Annotated in this window: 13 protein-coding genes and 1 pseudogene; 6 read left to right on the forward strand and 8 right to left on the reverse strand. The window is 58.0% G+C overall.

Translation table 11 applies throughout. The features are described from left to right. Positions 1 to 74 precede the first annotated feature (74 nt). The 3 genes from recC (at position 75) to A1355_RS22225 (ending at position 6,966) form a co-directional block, all read left to right on the forward strand. Positions 75 to 3,170 carry an exodeoxyribonuclease V subunit gamma gene (recC, locus tag A1355_RS22215; protein ID WP_064031465.1) on the forward strand — a complete coding sequence of 1,032 codons (3,096 nt, stop codon included), beginning with the start codon at positions 75 to 77 and terminating at the stop codon, positions 3,168 to 3,170. Next, positions 3,160 to 6,678, forward strand: a complete 3,519-nt coding sequence (recB, locus tag A1355_RS22220) for an exodeoxyribonuclease V subunit beta (protein ID WP_064031466.1) — start codon at positions 3,160 to 3,162, stop codon at positions 6,676 to 6,678. The genes recC and recB overlap by 11 nt, the downstream gene beginning before the upstream one ends. Positions 6,679 to 6,780: 102 nt before the next feature. Further along, entirely contained in the window at positions 6,781 to 6,966 is a 186-nt protein-coding gene (locus A1355_RS22225) for a YjfB family protein (RefSeq protein ID WP_064031467.1), read from the forward strand. Between the two features lie 42 nt (positions 6,967 to 7,008). Here the strand turns inward: A1355_RS22225 and A1355_RS22230 are convergent, their stop codons facing one another. Beyond that, complete coding sequence (locus A1355_RS22230) at positions 7,009 to 7,395, reverse strand: hypothetical protein (protein ID WP_064031468.1); 387 nt, start codon at positions 7,393 to 7,395, stop codon at positions 7,009 to 7,011. A gap of 249 nt (positions 7,396 to 7,644) precedes the next feature. Between A1355_RS22230 and A1355_RS22235 the strand changes: the two genes are divergently transcribed. Then, positions 7,645 to 8,037, forward strand: a complete 393-nt coding sequence (locus A1355_RS22235) for a DUF5675 family protein (protein WP_064031469.1) — start codon at positions 7,645 to 7,647, stop codon at positions 8,035 to 8,037. A 61-nt stretch (positions 8,038 to 8,098) separates the two neighbouring features. Here A1355_RS22235 and A1355_RS26330 read toward each other — a convergent pair whose 3' ends face one another. From A1355_RS26330 to A1355_RS26345, 6 genes and pseudogenes are all read right to left on the reverse strand, one after another. Beyond that, positions 8,099 to 8,737 carry a Wadjet anti-phage system protein JetD domain-containing protein gene (locus A1355_RS26330; RefSeq protein ID WP_231883766.1) on the reverse strand — a complete coding sequence of 213 codons (639 nt, stop codon included), beginning with the start codon at positions 8,735 to 8,737 and terminating at the stop codon, positions 8,099 to 8,101. Next, a pseudogene (locus A1355_RS26335) lies at positions 8,732 to 9,289 on the reverse strand (DUF3322 domain-containing protein); the annotation flags it as partial. The gene A1355_RS26330 and the pseudogene A1355_RS26335, both read right to left, overlap by 6 nt. Then, positions 9,286 to 10,416, reverse strand: a complete 1,131-nt coding sequence (locus tag A1355_RS26340) for an SbcC/MukB-like Walker B domain-containing protein (protein WP_231883762.1) — start codon at positions 10,414 to 10,416, stop codon at positions 9,286 to 9,288. The gene A1355_RS26340 and the pseudogene A1355_RS26335, both read right to left, overlap by 4 nt. Before the next feature lie 21 nt (positions 10,417 to 10,437). Further along, positions 10,438 to 12,663, reverse strand: a complete 2,226-nt coding sequence (locus A1355_RS22245; RefSeq protein ID WP_231883763.1) for an ATP-binding protein — start codon at positions 12,661 to 12,663, stop codon at positions 10,438 to 10,440. 175 nt (positions 12,664 to 12,838) lie between these two features. Beyond that, the gene (locus A1355_RS22250; protein WP_231883764.1) at positions 12,839 to 13,321 is read right to left on the reverse strand and encodes a DUF4194 domain-containing protein; all 483 of its coding nucleotides are present in this window, start codon (positions 13,319 to 13,321) and stop codon (positions 12,839 to 12,841) included. A 6-nt stretch (positions 13,322 to 13,327) separates the two neighbouring features. Continuing rightward, positions 13,328 to 13,471, reverse strand: a complete 144-nt coding sequence (locus A1355_RS26345; protein WP_231883765.1) for a hypothetical protein — start codon at positions 13,469 to 13,471, stop codon at positions 13,328 to 13,330. Positions 13,472 to 13,615: 144 nt separating this feature from the next. On the opposite strand from A1355_RS26345, the gene A1355_RS22255 reads away from it, so the two are divergent. After that, positions 13,616 to 13,891 (forward strand): type II toxin-antitoxin system Phd/YefM family antitoxin, encoded by a 276-nt coding sequence (locus tag A1355_RS22255; protein WP_064031470.1) that lies wholly within the window; start codon positions 13,616 to 13,618, stop codon positions 13,889 to 13,891. Then, positions 13,891 to 14,226, forward strand: a complete 336-nt coding sequence (locus A1355_RS22260) for a type II toxin-antitoxin system RelE/ParE family toxin (RefSeq protein WP_064031471.1) — start codon at positions 13,891 to 13,893, stop codon at positions 14,224 to 14,226. The genes A1355_RS22255 and A1355_RS22260 overlap by 1 nt, the downstream gene beginning before the upstream one ends. Before the next feature lie 123 nt (positions 14,227 to 14,349). Here A1355_RS22260 and A1355_RS22265 read toward each other — a convergent pair whose 3' ends face one another. Then, complete coding sequence (locus A1355_RS22265; protein WP_157197998.1) at positions 14,350 to 15,615, reverse strand: hypothetical protein; 1,266 nt, start codon at positions 15,613 to 15,615, stop codon at positions 14,350 to 14,352. Positions 15,616 to 15,639: the final 24 nt, after the last annotated feature.

A 15,639-nucleotide genomic window follows, 5' to 3' on the forward strand; every position in this document is an offset into this window, starting at 1 on the left:
TTCCTGTCGGTTAAACGCTACTGTAAAACTATTACCCAGCTTACGCCGCCTGTAAATCATTTTTTCCACCGCCGATGTTCGTTCTGCACAGCTCCAACAAAACTGAAAACCTGCTGGAGCATTTGGCGACCGTCATCGGCGCGGCACCGCTGGCGTCGCCGTTCGCCCCGGAAATTTTCCTGATTCAAAGCCAAGGCATGGAACGCTGGCTGTCGCAACAACTGGCCGAACGATTTCAGGTCTGGGGCCATTTTCGCTATCTGTTTCCGGCCAAGTTTTTCGGGGAACTGGCGGCTCGGCTGCACGAGCAACTACCGGATGCCGATTTCGACCGCCAACGCCTGCTGTGGCGTTTCGAAGCCTTGCTACGCGATCTCGACGACGAAGTCTATCAGGCTCCACGCCAATATCTAGCCGGCGACAACGTCGATTTGAAACGCTACCAACTCGCACTGCAACTGGCCCGGCTATTCGACCAATACCAGATGCTCAGACCCGACCTACTGAGCGCCTGGCAAAGTCGGCAAACGTTGTACGACAACGACAACGAACGTTGGCAAGCCGCGCTGTGGCGCCGCCTCTCGGCTGCCGGCGGCAAACATCGCGGCCAGCACTGGTTGGAAACGATCGCCAAATTGAACACCGCTCCGCCCGGCACCTGGCAGCATGATTTACCGGAACGAGTCTCGGTGTTCGGCGTCAACAGCCTGCCGCCGTTGCTACTGAACTATTTGCAAGCCTTGTCGCGCCATTGCGACGTGCATCTCTACCTGCTGAATCCGGTGCAAGGCTACTGGGCCGACCTGCCCGGCAAGCGGCTGTTGGCGCAACTTCAAGAATTCGACGGCCACCCTCTATTGGTCAGACTGGGGCAGCAAGGCCGCGAATTTCAACAAATGCTGTTGGAACAAGTCGAGTTCGCCTTCGAACCCAGCAGCTTCGAAAGCGCCGACACCGCCGGCTTGTTGGGCCGCCTGCAAAACGACATCCTCGCCAATGCCGGCGCCGCCGGCCCGCGAGCGACCGACGCCAGCTTGAGCATACACGCCTGCCACTCGCGGCTGCGCGAAGTCCAAGTGCTAAAAAATCTGTTGCTGGACGCGCTGGAAAGCGACGCCGATCTGGCCTTGCGCGACATTGTCGTGATGGCGCCGGACATTCAATTGTACGCCCCCTTCATCAGCGCGGTTTTCGACGATATTCAGCACGCCGTCGCCGATCGTAGCCTGAAAATCAGCAACGCCGCGCTGGATGCCTTCGTGCGTTTTCTGGCCTTATCGCAAAGCCGGCTGGGCTGGCAGGCGGTGCTGGATTTGCTGGAGCAACCGTTGGTCGCCGCCGGTTTCGAGCTGGACGGCAACGATCTGGAACTGATTCGCCACTGGCTGCTCGACACCCGAGTCCGGTGGGGGCGCTCGGCCGAAGCCAAACGGAGCCAAGGTTTGCCGGCGATTGCCCAAAATACCTGGGAGGCCAGTATGGAGCGGCTGTTTGTCGGTTACGCGGCGGCCGACGCCGATTTCATCGACGGCATTTTGCCTTACCCGGACATCGAAGGCGCTTCGGCCGCCGCGCTGGGCGGACTGGCCGACTTTCTGAAACTGCTGTTTCGGGCCGGCGACGAACTGGCCGCCGCCAAGTCGCTGGCGGAATGGTGCAAAACCCTGGATTTTTACGCGGGCCGCCTGTTGGCTGGCGCCGATCCGGCCGACCGCCAGCCCTTGCAGGATTTGCTGGCCGAACTCGCCGAACTAGCCGACATTCACGACCAGCCGGTGGCCTTGAGCGTCGTCGTCGCCTGGTTGAGCGGACGCCTAGACGAAACCAAATCCGGTAACGGCTTTTTACGCGGCCAGCTGACGTTCTGCTCGATGCTGCCGATGCGTTCGATTCCGTGTCAAATCATCGCCTTACTGGGCATGAACGACGGCGAATTTCCCAAACTCGACCGCCAACCCACCTTCGATCTGCTGGCCGAACATCCCCGCCTCGGCGACCGCTCCCGGCGCGCCGACGACCGCAACCAGTTTCTGGAAATCCTGCTGTCGGCGCGGCGCCGGCTGATTCTGACTTACGTTGGCCAATCGCAACGCGACAACAGCGAAATCCCGCCGTCGCCGATCGTCAGCGAATTGCTGGACGTGTTGCGCGACCATTACGGCTTGGCCGATCCGGTCATCCGTCATCCGCTGCATGCCTTCAGTCCGCGCTATTTCAACGGTGCCGAACCGACCTTGTTCAGCTACGCCGGCCACGATTGCGCAACCGCCGCACAATTGCGCGGCGAGCGCCGCCCGACCGAAGCCTGGTGGCGGGGCGAATTGGAAGCCGAACCGTTGGCTATCGTCGAAATCGTCGAATTACTGAATTTTTTCCAGCATCCGCAACGCTATTTTCTGCGCCGGCAACTGGACGTAAGGCTGCCGGTGTTGATTGCCGATGCCGAAGAACGCGAGCCGTTCGCGGTGGACGGCCTGGACGACTATCAAATCGCTCAGGACTGGGTGGCCGCCGAGTTGGCCGGCCGGCCGTTTTCGCTGGCCAAGCTGCAAGCCCGGGGCCTCTGGCCGGCGGCAGGTCCCGGCGAACTCGCTTGGCGGCGCCGCGAACCGGGCGTTGCCGAATTCGCCGAGCGGATTCGGGCACTGGCCTTGGGTGCCGCGCTGCCGGCAGAGCATTTGGAGTTGAGCGTCGGCGATTTACGCTTGGTCGGCAAATTGGGCAATCTCTACGAAAACGGCGGATTGTTGTACCGTTACAGCAAACTGAAAGGCCGCGACCTGCTGGCCGCCTGGTTGCATCATCTGCTGATCAATCGCCGGCAGCCACAATCGACTTGTTTATTGGCCGCCGACGCCGAACTGCATTTTTCCCCTGACCTGGCCGATCCCGCCCAACTACCCTATTGGCTCGGGCTGTTCGAGCAAGGCCGGCGTCGGCCGGATGCGTTTTTCAGCGAAGCCGCGTTGGCCTACTTGCCGCACGACGAACCCGAGCGAGCGCGCAAGGCCGCGCTGGACCAAATCGTCAACGCGGTCGCGCTGGGTTACGAGCCGGAGATTGCTCAGTTGCTGGCTTACCGCGACCTGGACAGCTTAATCGACCCCGACTTCGAAACCGCGTGCCGGGACTGGCTGCAACCGATCTGGAGGGCCGCGCATGGCGCATGAAGCCTTCGATGCGATCGCCACGCCGCTGAATACCGGCATCAATCTGTTGGAGGCCAGCGCCGGCACCGGTAAGACCTACACGATCGCGATGCTGGTATTGCGTTTCGTGGTCGAACGCGAACTGGACATCAAGCAGTTACTGGTGGTGACCTTCACCAAAGCGGCTACCGAAGAACTCAAGGAGCGTATTCGCGCCCGTCTGGCCGAAGCCCGCCAGGCCGTAGTGAACCCAACCGCCGCCGCCGATTCGACGATCGCCGCTTGGCTGGCCGGCTTGGGGCTAGCGCCGGAAATCGTCCGCCAACGCCTGGACGCCGCGTTGCTGGACATCGATCAGGCGGCGATCTTCACGATCCACGGCTTCTGCCAGCGCGCCCTAGCCGAGCACGCGCTGGCCAGCGGCCAGTTGTTCGATTGCGAATTAAGCGGCGATATCGCCGAACTGCAACAGCAATGCGCCGACGATTTCTGGCGCCGCCGGGTCGCCGACCGGCCTGCCTGGCAAATCGCGGTGCTGACCCGTGCTTTTCCGACGCCGGATAGCCTACTGGCCAGCGTCGTCCGGGTCGGCGGTCAGCAAGCCTTTCAACCGGCCGACACCGATCTGGATAGACAACTAGCCGAACTGGACAATGCGATTGCCGCCGCCAGCAGCGGTTTGGCGACGCTGGCCGCCACGCTGCAAACCGCCTTCCCGGAGGGCCTGTTCAGCGCCAGCTTCGTCCGCGATTTTCCGGCGCGCTTTGAGGCCTGGAAAACCTGGCTGGCCGACCGCGCGGCCGAACTGCCGAGTCTGGACGGCCTAACCCGCGAAGCCCTGCTCGGCGGTTTGAACGGCGTCAAGTTCAAGACCAGTAAGGCCAAACCGCAAACGCCGGCCGAACAGAAACAAGCTTATCTGGACGGTCTCGGCGTCGATACGACAGCCTTCGATGGCTTGGCCGCGGCAGCCGGCCAACTGCAAACCGGACTGCGCGCCGCGCTGTTGGCAGATTTACGCGCCACGCTGGACGGCTTGCTGCAACAGCGCAATTTGATGTCCTTCGACGATTTGATCGTCCGGCTGGCCGGCGCGCTGACCGGCGCCAACGGCGAATTGTTGATCGCCGAATTGCGCCGGCGTTTCGCGGCCGCGTTGATCGACGAATTTCAAGACACCGACCTGCACCAGTGGCAAATCTTCTCGACCCTGTTTGGCGCGCCGGATCTGTATTTGTATTTGATCGGCGATCCTAAACAGGCCATCTATAAATTTCGCGGCGCAGACATCTTTTCCTATTTCGCCGCCCAGCGCCAAGCCGCGCAACATTACACACTATCCCACAACTGGCGCTCGCATCCCGATCTGGTCGGCGCCGTCAACCGGCTGTTTCAAAGGCCAAGACCGTTTTTATTCGAGCAACTGGACTTTCACCCAGTCCAGGCCGGCCGAGGTAACGCCGACGGCAAGCTCGCCGACGGCGCGCCGCTGGTGTTGTGGCAGTTGGATAAACATTCGGACAAACAGGCACACTGGACCGCGCGGCAGGGCAGTTCCAACGAAGTCGCCGAACGGCTGCGCGCCGCGACCGTCGCCGAAATCGGTCGGCTGCTGGCGGACGGTACCATCGTCGAAAACAGCCAGACTCGCCCACTGGCGGCCGGCGACATCGCGGTGTTGGTCCGCAGCAACCGCGCGGCAGCCGATTACCAAACCGCGCTGCAAAGCGCCGGCATCGCCGCCGTATTGAACAGCAAGCAGTCGGTATTTGCTTCCGAACAAGCACTGGAATTACATGCCGTGCTGCAAGCCGTGGCGCAAGCCGGCCAGTTGGAAGCCTTGAAATCGGCGCTGACCGTATCCTGGTTCGGTTTGACCGGTCAGGCGCTTTACCGCTTGTTGCAAGACGAAACCGCGCTGGACGGCTGGATGAATCGCTTTCAGGATTATCTGCAATGCTGGCAGCGCCACGGGCTGCTGGCGATGCTACAGCAACTGCTACGGCGCGAGGGCGTCGAAACCCGGTTGTCCGGACAAATCCAGGCCGAGCGAGCGTTGACCAATATTCACCATTTGGCCGAGCGTCTGCAACAAGCCGCGCTGGACGAGCATCTGGCGCTCCACAAAACCCTGGATTGGTTGCGGCGCGCGATCTTGCAAGCCGAGCGCGACAACGGCGACGATCGGCAATTGCGGCTGGAAAGCGATGCCGACGCGGTCAAGATCGTCACCACGCACAGCGCCAAGGGTCTGGAATATCCGGTGGTGTTCTGCCCTGACTTATGGCGGCGTAGCGACCGGCTGAAAAACGAGCGCTGGCTGGTGCAATGCCACGAAGACGGCGCGATGATGGCGGATTTGGGTTCCGCCGAGTTCGAGCGGCGCCGAGAACTCGCCTTGCGGGAAGAACTGGCCGAAGACCTGCGCTTGTTTTATGTCGCCGTCACCCGCGCCAAATACCGCTGCTATTTGTTTTGGGCCGACGTACGCGGCAAGGAGCGGCCCAACGAGTCGGCGATGGCTTACTTATTCGAGTTCGCCGATCTGGATTTCGCCGGTCAACGGCAAGTCTTGGCCGGTCTGGCCCAAGCCGAGCCGGCCAGCTTCGAACACCGCCTGTTGGCAAGCGATGCCGGCGCGACTTTGATTCCGGCGGCCAGACCGCAACGGCCGAGCGCCGTTGCCTCGCTGGAATACCGTCGGCAAACCCGAGACCTACGTAGCCTGTGGCAAATGAGCAGCTATACCGCGTTGGCCGAATCCGGCCACGATGCCGCTCCGGAACTGCCGGCCGACAAGGCCGCCGAACCGGCCGACGCCTACGTCGAAGCCAACGGCCTGCCCAAGGGCGCCGCCACCGGCAACGTCGTACACAGTTTGTTGGAGACGCTGAGCTTTCAAGCCTTGGCCGCCGGCGCGGATTTGGGCCGGCCGCGCGACATCGCTTGTCTGCGCCACGGACTACACCTGACTCAACCGGAGTTGCTTGACCAGCTGCTGGCCGCGACAGTCAGCACGCCGTTAGCCGCGAACGGCGAGTTTCGGCTAGCGGATTTACCGGCCGAGCGCTGCATCAAGGAAATGCCGTTTTATCTGTCGCTAGCCTATCCTATCGATACCGCCCACATCAACCGGCTGTTGGCCAGGTGTCCGACCTATCAAGCCCTGGCTCCAAAACGTCTGAACGGCTATCTAACCGGCTTCATCGACTTGGTTTGCGAATACGGCGGCCGATATTTTCTGATGGATTACAAGACCAACACCTTAGCCGATTACGGCCACGACTCGCTCACGTTGGCGATGCGCGAACACAACTACGGTTTGCAATATTGGTTGTACAGCGTGGTACTGGATCGTTATTTACGACTACGCCTGCCGGATTACGACTATCAACGCCATTTCGGCGGCATCAAATATTTGTTCGTGCGCGGCATGCGCCCGGATCAACCCGGCCATGCGGTCTACGCCGACCGACCCGACCGGGAAACCTTGAACGGCTTGGCGGCAATTTTCTTCCCCGCCGGCTGAAACCCGGCCGGATTGAATTTGGGTAACCCTCAAGTTTTCGGCCCATCGTCCGCTAACCAGACAGGCCGGCTATCGCCGGCCCCAACTCAACGAGGTATCGCCATGCTGGATTCCGTCCCGTCCATCGCCGCGTTCGCGACGCAATTGTCCAACCAAAAAACCGGCCAACAACTCGAAGTCGCCGTGCTGAACAAAGCCAAGGAATTGCAGGAGCAACAAGGCCAGGCCGCGCTGAAACTGCTGGAATCGGCCGCCACGCCGGCCGGCGGCATCGACGTCAGAGTCTAGGCCGACCTCAATCCGGCTCCGCCACTGTGGCGGAGCCCACGTTCATTTTTGGTTTTTTTTGCTGTAGCGCCGCCCGGACTGAACCGCGTAGTGCTTGGCCTTGTCCTTGCTCGGTTCCTTAAAGTAATTCTGATAACTTTCGCTACCGCGATTAGCGATCGCCTGGGCGAAATCCTTGAATAAATAGGTGTCGTCCAACACCGCGCGCGGACTGACGCCGTGCTGTTTGGTCAGATAAAACGACACGCTCATCAAATAAGCCTTTTCCCGGCCGTTCAATTTCAACAGACTATGCTTGGCCTTGACGTAAACGAAATACGACGTCAGCGCCAGAATGCTCAGCCCGAAAAACTTGGTCCACAGCAGGATGTAGTCATCGTCTTCATACAAGGTTTTACCCTTACGCAAGATCGCCTCGGTTAAATTCATAAAACTCCCCGGTTGGTTGAGGCCGGCATGTTAATGCATTGTCGGAGGATTTTGGCGGGGAATCTGCGTCCGGAACACTTAGCCGAATTGGTCGGTCTGCGATTAGAATTCAGCGTGAATAAGCCGCGCGCTCGGCGAAAATCGCTACCGCTTGACAAACCCAGTGTTTCAAGAGAAATAATCGCCCGCCCGCCGTACCGAAATCCGACGAGACCCCCCTGTTGAAATTCCTAGCTTCGAGGAGGCTACATGGAGCTGAACCTGACCCGCGTCGAATTCACCGACGAAAGCACGATAGGCGAACTAAGTATTAACGGAGCCTTCGAATGTTACACCTTGGAGGACAAAGTCCGTCCGGTCAAAGTCAAGGGCATGACCGCGATTCCAGCCGGCTCCTACGAAATCATCATCAATTTTTCCGAGCGCTTTAAAAAACCGTTGCCGCTACTGCTAAACGTGCCGAATTTCGACGGCGTCCGGATACATCCCGGCAACAGCGCCAAGGATACCGAAGGCTGCATTCTGGTTGGGAAATCGAAATCTGCCGATTTCGTCGGCTCCAGCCGGGCGGCTTTCGAAACGCTGTTCGAAAAACTCAAACGCGCCGCCGAAAACGAGAAAATCTTTATCCATATCGTTTGAAATTGCCCGGCGCTTGGGAAAACTTTTGCCGCTTTGAATGCCGGGTTCCACTTCATCCTAGCTAGGTTTCCGCTTGGAGCCGCGTCAGCAACGCGCCGAGAGCGGCAAAACCGACATACTCCTGCTCCAACCTCAGGTTTTGGCCGAAACGGTTATCGCGCAACGCGTCGTACAGCGCGCTTTCCTCAAAGGTTAAACCGGATAAATCGGCGCGGCCCGGAGCGGTTTCCGCAACCCAGGACTCGCGGTGCGCCAACAAGGTCGCTTGGTCCATCAGCAATGAGCGGGTTTGCGGAAAGTATTGGCGGAACTGGCTCAAAATCGCGAAGCCGTGGGTGTCGATGTCGCCCCAGTAGTGAATTTCCTTATCCTTCAACCATTCGATTTGCGCCAAGGCATCGAAGCCGTAGCCTCTGCCGAAAATCACCATGCCGCCCTGAACGTTCGGAAATGCCAGGCCGTTGATGTCGTTTTCGGTGACGAATACCCGCTTGACCTGCAAATTCAAAGTCGCGAATTCGCCGGCGGTCACCGTCAGATCGCTCAAGCCGGCGATGCGTAGCCGACTATCCAGCAAGCGGAAGCGAATCGTCGCCGGCTTCGCCAAAAAGCCGTAACGCGCCTCGAAGCCTGTTACGCCGGTTTGCGCGGTATCGATCGCCGCGGCCGGCAACAGCAAATTCAGCCATTCGCCAAGCAACTTCTTGCGGCTTTCGATGAATTTGCTGTCGATGCCGGGCAGGCTGATTTGGCGTAGATAAATGCCTGGCCGAGGATGTTTTACGACCCAGCCGGCCACGCTCAACAATTTTTGCCATTCGTCGGCGTGCTCCAAGACGCGTAACGGATATTTCAATAACCAAGGCCGCAGGGCGGCGAAATCGTCAACCAGCGATGCCGCCAATTGCCCGAAAACCGCCAATTCCTTCGCTTTTTTCAAATACGCCGCCGCGTCGTCCGGCTTGTCGAAAACCACCGCCGCCGGCAAACGGTTGCGCCCCGACAGCCGATGATTGATGTCGCGCCATTCGACGGCAAAATGCTTGGCGTCAACGGCCAACCAAGGCTCCACTCAAACCTGTACGGCGGCGAAATCGGCGGCCAATTGCGCCGGGCTGGGTGACTTTAAAGGAATGCGCAACGGAAACAATCCGCTGGGCGCCAGGCTTTCCGTCAGGATTTGCCCGCGTTGCCAGCGTTTGTCCAGTTCGGCGCGCAACTCGGCCGGCAAGGTCCAGACCGGTTTGCTCATCCGCCGCGTGCCGCGCGTTCGGCACGATACTCTTCGATGCTCAAATTGCGCAGCTTGGACGCACGTCCTTCCTCGTTATGCACGAAGCCGACCGCCGCGACGTAGGGCTCGATGATGTGAATTTTCTGCAGCGGCGTGACGATCAACAGTTGCAGATTGAGTTTTTCGAACAGCCGTAAGCCGTATTGCGCCGATTCGTCGGAGCCGCGGCCGAAGGCCTCGTCGATGACCACAAAGCGGAACGAGCGCGAACGCACCGCGCCCCATTCCAAACCAAACTGATAAGCCAGACTGGCGGCCAGTATCGTGTAGGCCAGTTTTTCCTTCTGGCCGCCGGATTTACCGCCGGAGTCGGAATAATGCTCGTGTTCGCTGCCGTCTTCCCGCCAGCGCTCGCTGGCGCCGAAATTGAACCAATTGCGTACGTCGGTAACCTTGGCTGTCCAGCGCCGGTCTTGCTCGGCCTGGCCCTCGCGGCCGCGAAAGCGCTCGATGATTTTTTTGACTTCCAGAAACTTGTTTTCCGAATATTGCTCGCCGTCGGAGCCGGTCAGCGCGCCCTCGGTGCAGGCACGCAGCTCGCTTTGAAAGTCGCGCACGTCGGCGTCCGGCGTCGGTTGCGCTTCCAGCACGATGAAGCGGTTGGTGTTGTAGTCGATCTGAGTCAAGGACTCGTTGATCAGGGCGATGCGCTCCTTGATGGTTTCCCGCTCGCGGGCCAGTTGCGACTGGAAGTTAGCGACCTCGCGGATGGTGTTTTCGTTGAGCAATTCCTTGAAGCGAGCCTCGAAGCGCGGCAAGTCGTCGCTTTGTAAACCTTCCAGCATGGTTTGATATTCCTGGGCAGCGGCGATGCCGACGTCGACTTCCTGGGTTTCCAGCGGGAAGGCCGCGCAATAGCCGCGCATCGCGTCGATGATCTTGTCGCGCAGATAATTGAGCTTTTTGGTCTCGTTTTCGATTTTGGTCTGCAACCAATCGCGCATCTCGCGTTCGCGGTTGTCGCAGGACTCCACCGTTACTTGCCGCTCGGCCAGCACTTCGCCGCGTAGCGCTTCCAGAGCCGGGTAATGCGCGGCGTGTGCGTCGCCGGCTTCGTTCAGGATGTCGGAAGTCTGCGTCAGCAACGCTTCGGCGGCCTGTTTGCGTTACTCGGTGGCGCCGATTTCCTTGATTTTGTCGTTCAGCGCGTGCTCGGTATCGGCCATAGCATGTTGCAGCGCTTCCAGCCGCTCCGTCAGTTGCTTGAGCAGATCGGACGCCGCTTCCAGCTCGCGCTTCTCGTGTTCCAGCCGAGCAATCTCCGCTGCCAAAGGCTGCCAGTCCAGTTCGCGGAAATCGCGGTATTCGCCCAGCTTGCTTAAGGTTTCCAATTGCGCCTTGACCGTGGCTTGTGCTTTGGCGATGTCGGCCAAGCGACCGGCCAGATCGGCTAGCTGATTTTCCAATAGCTTGGCCTTGGCTTCCAGCGCGGCGATCTTGGCGGCATTGGACCAGCCCAACACATAGCGGCTGCGGTCGTCCAGGCGGTGGCGGTCGTCTTTTTCGTGGCGTTCGCCGGGTGCCTTGATCTGGCCGGCGCGGGTGATGGCTTTTTGCTCGCGGCGGAATTGCTCCTGGGTAGCGCAGCAAGCTACGTCGAAGCGGTGACCGATCTCGCGCTCCAGCCAATCGTAAAACGCCGAATCGGGTTTAATCGCCAATTTGCGCGCCAACGAATCGCGGTGCGGCTCCGGCAGCTCGGCGCGCTGGCCGGGCCTGACCCGGAAGTAAACCAGCCGGCCGCGCAAATGGGTTTGATCCACCCAATCGGCTACCGCCGAATAATGCGCATCCGGCACCAGCAGCGATAGACCGAAATTGCGCAACATGCGTTCGGCGGCGCCTTCCCAATCCCTGTCTTCATCGCGCACCTGGATCAATTCGCCGGCGAACGGCATCCGGTCCTCGGCCAGATTCAGCGCTTCACAAAGCGCCTGGCGCATTTTGATTTGCGCATCGTCGATATTGCTACGCCGGGCCTTCAGGCTGGTCAATTCGGCTTGCAGGAGTTGATGTTCGTTGTGGCCTTGCGCAAACGCCACGCCGATTTCGCTAGCCTGGTTTTGCAGATCGGCTTCGCGAGCCGCGGCGCTTTCCCGCAGTTCGGCGAAACGCATTTGCTGCGCCAGAAAGGTTTCGGCGTCTACCGGTGCCGGCAAATCCAAGCTTTGCAGCAGTTTTTCGTAGCGGGCGGATTTATCGCGGCGGCGGGCCATATCATCTTGCAGACGCTCGATTTCCAATCCCAATTGAGCGATGCGGTCGCCGCCGTTGGCGGCAATATGGCGTTGCAGTTCGCCCGCCTGCATTTGCTGTTGTCGCTTGCGCTCGCTCAGCCGCTCCAGTTGGGCGTTCTGCTTGGCCAATTCCTCGTCCAAGCCGGCCAGCCGTTTTTCCAGCAAGCCGCGCTTCAGGCCTGCAAAAAACGGTCGCAAGGCTTCGCGGCAGGCGCGCAGGGTTTCGGTTTGCTCGTTGAGTTGAGTGTGACGCTGGCAATCGGCGACTAGAGGCGTTAACAGGCTCATCTGCCGCTTGGCCTTCAAAACCGCGTCGTGGGCGCGGTTCAGGTCGTCGAAATGGGCGATCAAAGCGGTGATGCGCGGCGCGACTTCCGAGGGTTCCAGCATGTGGCTGCGCACAAAATCGGTCAGATTGCCGACCGACTTCATCGACACGGTTTGATGGAACAATTCCAGCGCTTGCTCGTTGTCGATGCCGAAACGACGGCGGAACCAGGCGCCATAAGGCGGAAAGCTGTCATGCAACTCCGCGCCCAAGCCGCGCAGCTTCTTGCGCAGTTGACCGATGTCGCTACCGAAGTCGGAAAAATCGCGAGCTATGCTCAAGTCCCGTTCGGCGCCGACGAACAGCCGCGCCGGCTGGCCCTGGCGGTCGCTGATCCAGAACACTTGGGCCAGCGTCACGGTCTGATCGTAGCCGGCGTTGTGGAAAACGCCCAAGATCACCGAATAACTGTTGTCGCCGCGCAAGGCCACTGGCTTGGCGCTGCCGCTGACCTCATTGCGCTCGGATTTGTAATGGCCCAGCACATAGGATCGCAGGCTACGCTCCTTGGCATCGGCGCCGGCCGCCTTGTTATAGGCGATGCGCTGGGCCGGCACCAATAAAGTGGTCACCGCATCGACCAAAGTGGATTTGCCGGAACCGATGTCGCCGGTCAACAAAGCGTTGCGGCCATTCAAGTTCAAGACCCAAACCCGGCCATCGAAGGTTCCCCAATTATAGACTTCCAGACGTTGCAGCCGGAAGCCGGACAGGGTGTCGTCGTCGACGAAATCCAGCGACAGTTGCAGGTCGTTATTGATGGTCATGGCGTAGCGGAATTTGGCTTGAGACGCTGTAAAACGGAATGGAAGCCCTGTCTAACGGTGGAAATATCGCTTGGCTTCAGCTGCCTCCCCCTTTGCAAAAGAGGGGGATAAACCACGATATACCTAATGGCATTGTCCCAGCGGGAAAGGGCGATACGGATAAATCTACGCATGATCACTCTCCGCCTTCCCCGCCGCCAACCCATTGCGCTTGGTATTCGGCCAATCGGGCGTCGAACTCGGACAACCACTGCGCATCGACAAAAGCCTTGAGTATCCGCCTGACCTCGTAACTGGCGGCTTGATTGGCGATGGTCTTGAGCTTGCGCAAGAAGCCCAGTTCCACCACCTTATTAATATGGGTTTCGATCTGATCGATCAGCCTAGCCTCGTTGCTGCGTTGCGGCAAGAACACCCGGATCAATTCGACGATGTCCTCGCGCGACAAGACCAGCCGAGTCTCGCCGCCACTGCGGTCGAACTCGGCCAAACGCTTGCGCAGCAGCGCCAATAGCAAACTGACCGGAAACGACAACGGCCGGCGCGCAATCAAACGCGGCAACTTGGGGGCCGCATCGTCGTCTTCGACGTCAGTCTGGCGCGAACGCAAGAATGCATAACCCTCGGCTTCGTCCAACACCAACTCCAATCCCAGCACCGAGATTTAGTCCCGCACCCTGGCCTGCAGATTCAGCAAGGCATTCCACAAACCGCCGTCGCTTTCCTGATAGACCACACCTTTCAATAATGGAATGACCACGGCCGACAGGTCGTATTGGGGTGCGGCTTCGAGCTCGGTTTCTGTCATCGCGTTTGGGATCGCTGGGATAAAGTAGGGGATTTTACGGGGAAGAGACGGAGAAATCGAACCTACTTGCTTTACACGCGCAAGCATTGCCTAAGAACTTTTTAAAGACTATATTAAGTCCTTTCTAAAAAGTTCGAGGCAGTCATGCGTTACTCATCTCAAGTCAAACCGATCAGTTACCTGAAAGCCAACGCCGCCGAAGTGCTGTTAAAACTGGCCGAATGCCGCGAACCTTTGGTCATTACCCAAAACGGCGAAGCCAAGGCGGTATTGCAGGATGTGGCCTCCTACGAGGAAACCCAGGAAACCCTGGCCTTATTGAAAATATTGGCCTTGGGCAACCGGGAAATCGAGAGCGGCAACGTCAAACCCGTGGCCGAAGTAGCCGCCCAACTTCGCGCGAAAAAGACTAGCAGCTAATGCCCGAAGCATCTTATCAAGTCTTGTTGACTCGCGGTGCCGAGCAGGATTTGGAAAGCCTGTACGATTACATCGCCGAATTCGATTCGCCGGCCAATGCCGACGTCGTCTTGGACAAGTTATTACAAACGCTGGACGATTTGGCGAGTTTCCCGGAACGCGGCAATTTCCCGAAAGAGCTAGCGGCCATCGGTGTACAAGAATACCGCCAAGTCTTCTTCAAACCCTACCGCATCGACTATCGCATCATAGCCCGACAAGTCTATGTTTATCTGATCGCCGACGGCCGGCGGGACATGCAGGCTTTGCTGGCGAGGCGGTTGCTGAGGGGATAAGGTGGGTTAAATCATGGATGCTTTGTGGGGCCGACGCTTGATGGATGGGCGGACTTCGATTTATTTGGGTGTGGTGAGTTTACGAACCGCACCAACACGAACGATGCGGCGAACACCTCCCCCTTATTCGCCGTCTTTTTCCAGCAATCGCCATGCGTCCAAAAACTCTTTTATGACTGTAGGAGTATTTTCGCCGTATTTACATTCAATCTCCTCCAATCGACTCATGAAAAAACTACGGTCCATAATCTGATCTAAATGTTTGATCTGAACTCGTACTGTTTTTTTGGCAACAAGATCGCCAAGTCCACCAATTCCAAACCCTTGACTCCAGGAATATGACGTAAATGCATCGGCAAAGCGAGTGACCGTTTCATCGTTTAAAAGCTGCTCCCTAGTCCAAGTTTTAACAGCTAAGCCGTCGTCATCTCCCCAATCTACCCAACAATAAAGTAAATATGGCAAATCTGGAGATGCTAACAATTCCCCTGTTTTAGCGGCTTCCACGATTTTGGGTACTAGAGATGCTTTTAATTTTTCCGCATCTTCTCGCGTTGTAAGGCAATCGGCCTCTGATGATGGCTCGTTGCCTTCCCTAGGATAATAATCCGTATAAGCTGAACGCGTAAAATCCATAAGCCATCCAATAGAAGCGACTTCGCAGGCTTGCAAGAACATCGAAGAGCGCTCGGATAAGGAAAACCTATCCCTGGTTAAGCGCCGAAGCAACCAATGTATTCGAAGTTGATTATGTCCGATATCGAATGCCCCGGCACGGTCTTCTTCCACATGCAATTTATCGCCAAGACTAAAAATTGCTGATAAAAGTGGCGGAATATGGTTTTCAGCAACCCGATCGGCGTGTAGATTCAATTCATCGAGAATCAGCGCCGCTTTGGTATTGCCGCTAGACCGTTTGATTTTTAATGCGGCAACTAGTGTATTTTTGATAAATACTTCATCACCCGCACGCTCAATCAAGGCGTCAATTTCAGCTTTCCGCAGAGAGTCGTCACTAATAGTGAATCTAAAATAAACATCGAAATGATTAGTTGAACAAATTCGCCGCTCTTGCGCCCAATTGTGCCCAGAGTAATGAACGTTATTCCAAACGCCTTCTAAAAAAGGAAAAAGCCGCATCATTACTCTTCGATAGCGAGAATGCTGCCCCTCCGGAATTGAGTTAAAAAACACATGATCCAGCTCGGAACCAAGTTCGTTCTTTTGCCTTGCTGATGAGGGGGCCTGTTCACAAAGAATTGCTTTATTTTGTCGAATAGCCCGATACAGCTGCGGCTGAAACAGCCGCAAAGTTTCGATGGAAATGAAATCACCAGGATCGACTTCTCCTGCAACCGACGACCAAGTGACCGATAGTGTGTTTGCCAACCGCATAAGCGCTTAACAACAAAT

The sequence above is a fragment of the Methylomonas koyamae genome, from assembly GCF_001644025.1.
Classification (GTDB): Bacteria; Pseudomonadota; Gammaproteobacteria; order Methylococcales; family Methylomonadaceae; genus Methylomonas; species Methylomonas koyamae_A.